This is a genomic window from Streptomyces mesophilus (assembly GCF_040300965.1).
Lineage (GTDB): Bacteria > Actinomycetota > Actinomycetes > Streptomycetales > Streptomycetaceae > Streptomyces > Streptomyces mesophilus_A.
The window spans coordinates 1-8,363 of sequence record NZ_JBEPEW010000237.1 but is presented as its reverse complement, the minus strand read 5'-3'; the positions used below and the strand labels follow the sequence as shown (position 1 = coordinate 8,363).

Here is an 8,363-nt window from a genome sequence, read left to right as displayed (position 1 = left end):
CCTCGGGGCCGCCGCCGCGCTCGGCGCGTACGGTGCGGCCGTCGACGACTCCGCCGCACCCTGGCGCACCCGGGCGCTGACCCTGCTCCTGCCGCAGCTCGGCGGTGCGGTCGGGCTCGCGCTCGGCCGGCTCACCCACGGCGAGGCCTGGGCACAGATCCTGCTCGTCACGGTGGTCGCGCTGATCAGCGGTCTGATCTCGACGATCGGCCGGATCAGCGACATGGCCACGCTGGTCCTGCTGCTCGCCACCGCCATGGGCCTCGGCCTTCCGGCCACGGCGCCGTGGTGGCAGGTGCCGCTGCTGTTCCTGCTCGGCGGCGTCCCGCTGATGCTGCTCTCCCTCGGCCAGGCCCTGCGCCGCCCCGACCTGGGGGAACGGCAGGCGGTGGCCGGGGCGCTGCACGCCGTCGCGGACCTCCTCGACGCCACGGCCGACACCTGGGCCGAGCGCCGCCACGCGGTGACGGAGGCGATGGACGCGGCCTACGACACGGTCCTCGTACGCCGCCTGTCCGCACCCCGCCCGGGCACCACAACCGCCCGCCTCACCACCGACCTCGACCTCTTGGTGGAGGTCATCGCGGCGGCGCCTGCGGTTTTGGGGGTGGGGGGTGGGGTGGTGTCGGGGGGTGGACTGGCGTCGGGAGGTGGAGTGGCGGCTGGGGTGACCGGGGTGGCTGGGACAAGCATGGCGGCTGGGGTGGCTGGGGTGGCTGGGGTTTATGCGGAGGCGGTACGAGGAGTGGCGGGGGTGGTTTTGGAGAGTGGAGGTGGGAGTGGGGGTGGGGTGGCTGAGGCGGGGGTGACTGGGACGGGGACAGGGACGGAGGAGGCTGAGGCGGAGGAGGCACGTACGGGGAAGGAGGCGGCCAGGGCAGGGACGAAGGCGGCCGGGACGGAGGCGGCCGGAGCGGGGACAGGGACGGAGCAGGCTGAGGCGGAGGAGGCACGGACAGGGAAGGAGGCGGCCGGGGCAGAGACGAAGGCGGCCGGGACGGAGGCGGCCGGAGCGGGGACAGACGTAACCGGGACCGGGACGGGGGTGGCCGCGGCGGAAGTGGGCGGGACGGAGGCGGCCGGGACGGCGCTGCCGCCGGAAGCGGGGCCCGCCGAGACAGTGCCGCTGCCGCCGGAACCCCACGACCCCGCCGCCCGCACCCTGCACACCGCGGTCGCGCGTCTGGCCGCGCCCGCCGCGCAGCGGCCCACCGGACCACCGCGCCTCGTCCCGCCGCCGCCCGCTCCCCTCCGCCGCCTCGCCACCGCCCTGTCCGGCCGCCTGCACGACGCCGCCGCCCGCCGCTACGCCCTGCGCCTCGCGGTCTGCCTGGGCCTGGCGCAGACCGTCGCCTCCTTGAGCGGACTGCCGCACTCGGGCTGGCTGGTCCTCACCGTCGCCCTCGTCGTACGCCCCGGTCTCGGCACCGTGCCCGCCCGCCTCGTCCTGCGCGCCGCCGGCACCGTCGCGGGGGTCCTGCTCGGCCTCGCCGCCATCGCCGTCTTCCCGGCTGGCTGGTGGCGGATCGCCGTCACCGTCGTCCTGACCGGTCTGCTCCAGGCGTACGCCCGCCGCAACTACGCCCTGCAGACCCTCTTCCTCACCCCGGTGATGCTGCTGCTGGCCGACCCGCTCGGCCAGGCCGGTTCCGCCGTCCCGGAGGCCCGCCTCCTCGACACCGTGATCGGCTGCGCCGTCGCCTTCCTCTGCGGCTACCTGCTCTGGCCCGAGGACACCCGCGCCCGCGTCCCCCACCGGCTCGCGACGGCCCACGACTCCATCGCCGCGTACGCCGACCACGCACACGCCCACCCCGACGACACCGAAACCCTGCACGCCCTGCGCCGCCGCGCCCACGCCGAACTGGCCGCCGTACGCACCGAACTGACCCGCCTGCACACCGACCCGCGCCACCACAGGACGCTGCGTACCTGGCGCGACGACCTCACCTACGCCGAATCGGCGATGGCCCGCCTCTCCACCTCCGCGCTCACCCCCCACCCCACCGCTCCTCCCCCTCCCGACCTCGCCACCCACCTCCGCCACCGCGCAACGAGGCTCCGCCAGGGCTCGTAGGGCTCCCCCACCGGCCGTGCCCACATCCGCTACCCTGTCCAGAGCCGCCCTTCGGGCCGGCCCAGACCTTGCGGACAACACGGCAAGGCCCCGCCTTCGTAGCTCAGGGGATAGAGCACCGCTCTCCTAAAGCGGGTGTCGCAGGTTCGAATCCTGCCGGGGGCACCAGCGCAAAGGCCCCGGACCGATCATGGTCCGGGGCCTTTGACATCCACATCTGACATCAACCGTCATGGTCATTCACGACCGGGGACGCCTCCTGAGCAGCCGGTCCATGTGACTCATGGCCTCGCCCTGGGTGTCCTGGACGATGTGTGCGTAGATGCCCATGGTGATGCCGATCTGGCTTTGCCCGACGATCTCACCCCGGTGCAGCCCCATCGCGATCGCGAGGACGAAGGCCGCGTACAGCGGGTCGTTCCGGGAAGCGGCGAGGATCGAGCGTCTCGTCCAGCGACCAGGGGGACAGCTCTCGTGTCTCAGCACGCGGAGGCTCAACGAGCAGACCAAGTTGCCAACCAGCGTACGGCCCCCTGGTCATGCCCGACCCCAAATCAGGCAGGACACCGGCCAAAGCCGTTCCACCGACCTCAGCGGTCGGCAACCAGCCGCCTGTTCAGTTCTCACGGGCAAAGCGGACCCACAAAAAGGTGCAGATCGGCAGCGCTAATTGCGCAGCCAGCGAGAGCCAGAGGTGGTGGGTCCAGGCCAGCCATACCAGCGTCACATGAACCACCAGAGCCACCATGACCATGACGCCGAGGAGCACCCATTCACAACCAAGGGGCCCGCGGCCTGAGTTCAGCGAAACACCAAGCGACTGAGCGAACGCCTTCACGACTCGCACCACGACCAACACCCACATCAGGGCGAGAGCGACAGTGGCCGCAACCGCCAGGCCGGCGTCCACGATTAGTTCAGTCTGCGTCCACCCCACACCAGGAGTCTGTGGGATCGCGTGGCATGGAGCCTGAGTACAAGTACTCATTACCTGGCGGAAGGTTTCCAGATGCGTACTCCGTAACAAGCCCGGGCCATGATCACTCGTCCCAAGCAGCTCCAGCCCAAAGCCGCTCCACCGGCCTGATCAGCGCATGCGCGCATCAACCGATCAGCTGACACGAGAAGGGGCTTTGGCCCTCAAGAACTGAGGGCTGAGGCCTCAGTATCCACAGGCCTGAGTCGCCCTAACGTGGCCTTTTATGGCTGATTCACCCTCTAGGCGAAGCAAGATCCCTTTCGCATTGCATCTGGTCCTAACGATCATCACCGTCGGGGTGTGGGGGCTGCTGGTGTGGCTACCGTTGACCTGGTACCACGCCTCACCCGCCAAGCGGAAAAAGATCACGGACTGGATATGGGACCTCGCCAGCGTCGCGCCATAGGCCGCGCCCAACGAGGAGCTCAGCTTGACTGACTCGCCTATTAAGACTCCGTCGACCGCGCACGATGGCGCAGACGATCTTTGGGTCGCCATGAGCTCGACTTCGGCCGATGTTGTCGAAGCGTCAATCGAGTTGTCGGAACACTTGAGCCACCCTTTCGTTGAATTGCGCGTAGAGCTCGTCGAGGCGCAGATTCGACTGCTCGGCTGCTTCCAGCGTCGGAGCTCAAACGAACTCCCTCGCCGCAGAGCGGGTTTCACGCGCAAGTGTCCGCAGATCGCTATCGAAGACTCGGGCGCGGGCGACCTGTAGCCGGATCTCGGCGTCTGACCAACCGACCGCGGTTGGCGTCTCCCACTGCCGCGCCGGCCAGACAGATACTTCAGCCATCCGCTCCAACTGCCGATCCTGTTCGGCGTACACGGCTTTAATCATGTCTGCCACTGCGTCCTGAAGGGCTGTGATGCTCTCGCGCTGGAAGGCGTCGCGCCGTGCCCGGCTGGCTTCAACACGCTCATACTCACGTGCCTCGCGTTCGCGTCTGCCCACCAGTTGTACCTGGTACACGGCGACGACGGACGTCGACACCGACCCGAGCAGGACACCGACAAGCCCGAAAACCGCCTCAGACGCCATGCCTTGATTCTGAAGCAGGGCCATGAGGCCACCAGCTCATTCCGGCAGATCCGGTAGCCGACGGATCATTGCTCTCCGCTACTGAACGCAGCTCCTTCCGCACGGCCGACGATCGGGCCTGTGTCGTGACCGTGACCTTTCATCGCCTGAACAGGCCCATTTCGTCGGTAGCGCCCATAGACCGGCAGCGCACCAACTTACCGATGTCGATTGCAGTGCCTGTCGAACACGTGTCGACGTTGCCAATCCGGCAGCAAGGCGAACGAGCCTCCTTGCAGGTCAGAGGTCTGCAGTCATGGAAGCGGATGGGGCCCTTCTAAGCGCGTGGTCGGCGCTGTCAGGTCTGACTCTTGGCCATCAACAGAGCCTGCGTCGCCGGTTAGGCCGCGGGCTGGTTACCGGACCACCCCCAGGCAGACCAGGGATGCAGCTGCACTGCAGAGTTGGATACCCCGGGTGCCGACCACGCGCCGCCGAGAGTACTTGTCAGCGCTGACAATCATCCCCGACCTTGGGGTACAGCAGCGAAGTACAGCAACCACAGCAAACACCCCGGTGCGGCAGCGGTCCCCATGGACTCAACTTCGGCCGGTATGGCGCCTGATGGACTCCCCGGTCGAGCTCCTCAAGCGGGTGTCGCAGGTTCGAATCCTTGCATACGGGCATTGGCCTGGAGTGACAGCTTGGCCCACTGCTTCCGCAGGTCTGCCGCAAGGCGGCTGTCCCCGGATCGGGAGCAGGTGGGCTCACGAATGATCTCCATCGCCTGACCATCGCGACCGAACCGATCCGCCCACGCCTGCACTTCAAGGAAGCCCCCCTCTCTTTCATATTCATGCCGCGAGCGGAGAAGAACAAGACTGTGATTCTTTTCGCGAGGGGACCACCATATTGGGCATGACCTTCGCATTCTCGGATGCCGAGAGCTGTCACGGTCTCGCAGACCGTCTCTCCCATGTGCGCTGGATTGCCGGGGGCGCCGGCAGCGGCAAGAGCACGCTGGCTCGGTTACTGGCCGACCGGTACGACGTCGAGATCTACTGCGGTGACCGCGCAGAACATGCCTGGCTGGAGCGGTGCACACCGCAGCTTCACCCTCGCCTCGCCTCGCTTCGTGGCCTGGCACCCGGCGCCATGTGGCGCGAGCGCACGGGGCGTCAGGTGTTCCAGGAAATGCCGAGCCTGTACGGCGAGACCATCGGGTTTCTCGTCGAGGATCTCCTGGAGCGCCCGGACGAACGCATCATCCTGGTCGACTACTTCGGGACCCTGCCACGGGATCTGGCGCCGCTGTTGCGCCGGCCCGAGCAAGCCGTCTTCCTGGTCCCCACGCCCGAGTTCAGGCATGACGCGCTGTCCGCCCGGTACGCGGATCGCGCCCGCGCTCAGGCCAATTGGGGCGGTGAGGACCCGGCGAGCACGCTCGCCGAACGCCTGGCGCGTGACGCTCTCTGGGACGAGGAAGTCCGCAGGCAGGCCCCGGTGCACGGGCTTGCCGCCCTCACGGTCGACGGGTCGACGCCTGCCTCCGTCCTCGCCGACCGGATCGCCCTTCGGTTCGAGTTGGGGGACCATCACCCTCGGTAGGCCCGCGGCGAGTTGGTCATGGAGCGCCCGCTCAGCCCAGTTGCTGCGCCAGTCCGATGATGATGCCCTCCGGGCCGCGGACGTAGCAGAGCAGGTAGCTGTCCTCGAAGCGGGCGAGTTCGCCGAGGAGTTCGGCGCCGTGTGGGCGCAGGCGGGCGACGGTGGCCTCGAGGTCGTCGACGGCGAACATGACGCGGTGCGTGCCCAGGATGTTGTGCGGCTTGTCGCGCGGGCCCTCGCCGGTCGCCGCGGGGGTGCGGTACTTCGACAGTTCGAGCCGGCTGTGGCCGTCCGGGGTACGGAGCATCGCGATGTCGCAGTGGACGCCGTCGAGTCCGGTGCACTGGTCGGCGACGAGGCCCTTGACCTCGGCCCTTCCTTCGAGCTCCATCCCGAGTTCCACGAAGAACGCGATGGCGGCGTCCATGTCCTCGACGACGATGCCCACGTTGTCCATCCGCTGAATCGCCATGGCGGTTTCTCCTTCATGTCCGTGCGGTCGGTGGTGCTTGCGCGTGCGGCCTGTGGTGGCCGCTGATGGTCCTGGGACGGAGCCGGTGACGCGTTCTCGACATCCGCCGGCCGCCGGATTTCCGGGCGGACTGTCCCTGCGGGCGTGGGGACCGAAACGTCACGGAGGCGTCGCGTCCCTGGCGAACGCCCGAACCAGGAGAATCCCATGTCACCGCAGGACCTCGTGATCGACAGCTCCGACCCTTCGGTCGCGGAGCACGTGCGGGCCGCCACATCCTCGTGGCCTCGGGCTCGGCCATCACCCACACCCATCCCCACTGGTACCTCAACTTGGTGGCTGAACCACAGGCGCAGGTCCAGATCCTCGGGGAACGGTTCGCCGTCCGGGCACGCACCGCCGAGGGTGCGGAGCGCGAGCGGCTGTGGCGGCTGATGACAGAACTGGCCCCGGTCTACCGCACGTACGAGGCCAGGAGCCGGCGGACCATTCCGGTGGTGGTCCTGGAGCGCGTCGCGACCGGGAAGGAACCCTCGTAGCGGATCAGCCTTGTCGCCGGCCCGGCTCGGGCGCCGGACTGTTGCCGGGCGGGACCGGGGGCGAGGCGTACTCCAGGGCGGTCGAGAGGTCGGACAGGGAGGTGAGGAGGAGGGTGCCGGTGCGGTGCACCATCTCGGACGTGGCACCTTCGCCGTGCCAGTCGGCGAGGGCGGCGCGGACCGGTTCCCAGGTGGGGACGCGGCGGTCGCGTACGGCCTGGGCGGCGGCGTCCGCCGACTGTTGCAGGGCCTCGGCCAAGGCGGCCGCGGCGGGAACGGGCGGAGCTCCGGGCGCGGGGACGTGGGCCTCCAGGAGCATGGTCACGCGGGCGGCTTCGTAGAGGGCGCGTTCGGCGCCGTCCTGCGCGGTGTGGGACAGACCGCGGTCGCGTACCGGCTCCTTCGCGGCCAGGGCCACCGCGTCCCGCCAGGCGAGTAGGGCGCTGCGGGCGGTCAGGACCGCCTCGCGCGTCTCGCGGGCGGCGGGTCCGGTCGGCTCCGCGTAATGGCGTACGACCGTGGCGGCATAGCCGAGGTCGGCGTGGATCCAGTCGGCGAGGCGGGTGCGGAGCCGGGGGGTCTCCCAGGAGGGGTAGAGGGCGTACGCCAGCATCGCCAGGCCGCCGCCGATCAGGGTCAGGACGAGACGCGCGGGCACCGACTGGTCCAGGCCCACGCCCGCCATGCCGAGCGTGAAGACGGTGTACCCGGAGGCGGCGGCCTGGACGGGGGCGTATCCGGTGTACATGAAGAGGAGGATCAGTCCGCCGCACACGACGGACAGGACGGCGGCCAACGCCTCGCCGGGGTGGGCGAGTTCGACGATCGCGCCGGCGATGACGAGACCGAGGACGGTGCCGCCGAGGCGGGCGGCCGCCCTGCTGTACGTCTGGGAGAACCCGGGGCGCAGGATGAGAGCGCCGACCAGCGGGACCCAGTAGCCGTGCCCGAAGGGCAGGGCACGGCCGATGAGATCGCCCACGACCACGACCGCCGTGAGGCGTACCGCGTGCCGGAACACCGGGGAGTCGCGGTGCAGTTGGCCCCGGACCGTGGCGAGCGCGCCCCTGAACTGGTCGGCCGCCGAAGGGAGTTCGAGCGCTCCGGCGCGGACGGCACCGGCTCGACCGATCCCGACCGGCCCCTCGCCGTCCTGCTCCCCACGAGGCCCGCCCCCGACCGGCCCGTCGCCACCCTGATCCCCACCATGCCCGCCCCCGACCGGCCCGTCACCACCCTGATCCCCACCATGAACGCCCCCGCACCCACCGCCCCCTCCGTGTCTCCCGCCCGCCGTGTCGACCACGTCGTGCAGCAGAGCGCGCAGTCGGCCGGCCGCCTCGTGGGCCGGGCCGGTGAGTACGGGGCCCGCCGAAGGGATCTCGATGGCGGCGAGCGCCTGCGGCGGCAGTTCGGCCGGCCGTCCGTGGCGGATCGCGTCGGCCGTGGCGTCCAGGAGGGTGGCAGCCGCGGCGAGCAGTTCGTCGACGCGTTCGCGGGCGAGGCCGGGGCCGGTGACCGAGGGGTCGGCGAGGGTGCCGAGCACGGGGCGGATCTGCTCGGCGAGCCCGCGGGCGCCGTGCAGTTCGGGGCCTCGACGAGGTCACGGACCACGGGCACTGCGGTGTGCTCGACGCAGAGGGCCGGGTCGACAACGACGCGACGCT

General features: G+C 69.9%; 7 protein-coding genes, 1 tRNA gene and 2 pseudogenes. 5 read left to right on the top strand and 5 right to left on the bottom strand.

The annotated features are described in order from the left end of the window. Together ABT367_RS39580 and ABT367_RS39575 are read left to right on the top strand one after the other, a co-directional pair. Positions 1-2,077 (top strand): FUSC family protein (locus tag ABT367_RS39580; RefSeq protein ID WP_352258586.1); only part of this gene is annotated, 2,077 nt, incomplete at its 5' end. A gap of 92 nt (positions 2,078-2,169) precedes the next feature. Beyond that, positions 2,170-2,245: transfer RNA gene (locus ABT367_RS39575), tRNA-Arg, on the top strand. 183 nt (positions 2,246-2,428) lie between these two features. On the opposite strand, the pseudogene ABT367_RS39570 reads toward ABT367_RS39575, so the two are convergent. The 3 genes and pseudogenes from ABT367_RS39570 to ABT367_RS39560 form a co-directional block, all read right to left on the bottom strand. After that, positions 2,429-2,579 (bottom strand): annotated as a pseudogene (locus ABT367_RS39570) (site-specific integrase); the annotation flags it as partial. 114 nt (positions 2,580-2,693) lie between these two features. Next, entirely contained in the window at positions 2,694-2,987 is a 294-nt protein-coding gene (locus ABT367_RS39565; protein WP_352258584.1) for a hypothetical protein, read from the bottom strand. Between the two features lie 700 nt (positions 2,988-3,687). Then, positions 3,688-4,122 (bottom strand): hypothetical protein, encoded by a 435-nt coding sequence (locus ABT367_RS39560; RefSeq protein WP_352258583.1) that lies wholly within the window; start codon positions 4,120-4,122, stop codon positions 3,688-3,690. Between the two features lie 873 nt (positions 4,123-4,995). On the opposite strand from ABT367_RS39560, the gene ABT367_RS39555 reads away from it, so the two are divergent. Then, complete coding sequence (locus tag ABT367_RS39555; protein WP_352258581.1) at positions 4,996-5,685, top strand: ATP-binding protein; 690 nt, start codon at positions 4,996-4,998, stop codon at positions 5,683-5,685. Between the two features lie 31 nt (positions 5,686-5,716). Here the strand turns inward: ABT367_RS39555 and ABT367_RS39550 are convergent, their stop codons facing one another. After that, a complete protein-coding gene (locus tag ABT367_RS39550) occupies positions 5,717-6,157 on the bottom strand; it encodes a VOC family protein (protein WP_352258579.1) in 441 nt (146 codons plus the stop codon). Between the two features lie 101 nt (positions 6,158-6,258). Between ABT367_RS39550 and ABT367_RS39545 the strand changes: the two genes are divergently transcribed. After that, a complete protein-coding gene (locus ABT367_RS39545; protein ID WP_352258588.1) occupies positions 6,259-6,696 on the top strand; it encodes a nitroreductase/quinone reductase family protein in 438 nt (145 codons plus the stop codon). Positions 6,697-6,700: 4 nt separating this feature from the next. Here ABT367_RS39545 and ABT367_RS39540 read toward each other — a convergent pair whose 3' ends face one another. Further along, entirely contained in the window at positions 6,701-7,678 is a 978-nt protein-coding gene (locus ABT367_RS39540) for an FUSC family protein (RefSeq protein ID WP_352258577.1), read from the bottom strand. On the opposite strand from ABT367_RS39540, the pseudogene ABT367_RS39535 reads away from it, so the two are divergent. Then, positions 7,640-8,363 (top strand): annotated as a pseudogene (locus ABT367_RS39535) (hypothetical protein); the annotation flags it as partial. The gene ABT367_RS39540 and the pseudogene ABT367_RS39535 sit on opposite strands and share 39 nt — an antisense overlap.